We start from the raw sequence: 1,368 nt of genomic DNA, 5'->3' as shown, positions 1-1,368 counted from the left end.
GGTTCAGCACGATGTCGGCATGGGTTCCGTCCTCGAGGAAGGGCATATCCTCGGCGGGAACGATGCGCGAGACGACGCCCTTGTTTCCGTGACGGCCGGCCATCTTGTCGCCCGGCTGGATCTTGCGCTTCACGGCGACGAAGACCTTGACCATCTTCATCACGCCCGGAGGCAGTTCGTCGCCGCGCTGCAGCTTCTCGACCTTGTCGAGGAAGCGCTGCTCGAGGCGCTYCTTCGACTCGTCGTACTGCTTCCGCATGGCCTCGATTTCGGTCATCAGGGCGTCGTCGCCGACGGCGAACAACCACCACTGCGAACGCGGGAACTCGCTCATCCCCTCGCGGGTGATGACCGTGTCCTTCTTGAAGCCCTTCGGACCAGCAAGGCCGGTCTTGCCGGTCAGGATCTCGGCCAGACGCGCAAAGGTGTTGCGGTCCAGGATCGCCTGCTCGTCGTCGCGGTCCTTGGCAAGACGCTCGATCTCCTCGCGCTCGATCGCCTGGGCGCGCTCGTCCTTGTCGACGCCGTGGCGATTGAACACGCGCACTTCGACGATGGTGCCCTGCACGCCCGGCGGAACACGCAGCGAGGTGTCGCGGACATCCGAAGCCTTCTCGCCGAAGATGGCGCGCAGAAGCTTCTCTTCCGGCGTCATCGGGCTTTCGCCCTTCGGCGTGATCTTGCCGACCAGGATGTCGCCCGCAGCGACTTCCGCGCCGATATAGACGATGCCGGCTTCGTCGAGGTTCTTCAGCGCCTCTTCCGAAACGTTCGGAATGTCGCGCGTGATTTCCTCAGGGCCGAGCTTCGTATCGCGGGCCATGACCTCGAACTCCTCGATATGGATCGAGGTGAAGATGTCTTCCGAGACGATCTTCTCCGAGAGCAGGATCGAGTCCTCGAAGTTGTAGCCGTTCCACGGCATGAACGCGACGAGCACGTTGCGGCCGAGAGCCAGTTCGCCGAGCTCCGTCGACGGGCCGTCGGCGACGATGTCGCCCTTCTTGATCATGTCGCCGACGCGCACCAGCGGACGCTGCGTGATGCAGGTCGACTGGTTCGAGCGCTGGAACTTCTGCAGACGGTAGATGTCGACGCCCGGCTTGGTCGGGTCCATCTCGTCGGAGGCGCGGATAACGATACGCGTCGCGTCGACCTGGTCGACGATGCCGGCGCGGCGGGCAGCGATGGCGGCACCCGAGTCACGGGCGACGACCGCTTCCATGCCGGTGCCGACGAAGGGCGCGTCGGCACGAACCAGCGGCACCGCCTGGCGCTGCATGTTCGAGCCCATCAGCGCGCGGTTGGCGTCGTCGTTCTCTAGGAACGGGATCAGCGCGGCGGCGACCGAAACGAGCTGCTTCGGGG

The 1,368-nt window shown here is 64.9% G+C and carries 1 pseudogene; it reads right to left on the bottom strand.

From position 1 onward, the window contains the following. Positions 1 to 1,368, bottom strand: a pseudogene (locus AC1D34_RS37625) (DNA-directed RNA polymerase subunit beta); the annotation flags it as partial.

The sequence above is a fragment of the Allobosea sp. P1_A7 genome, assembly GCF_056406775.1.
This window is presented reverse-complemented; position numbering and strand designations above follow the sequence as displayed.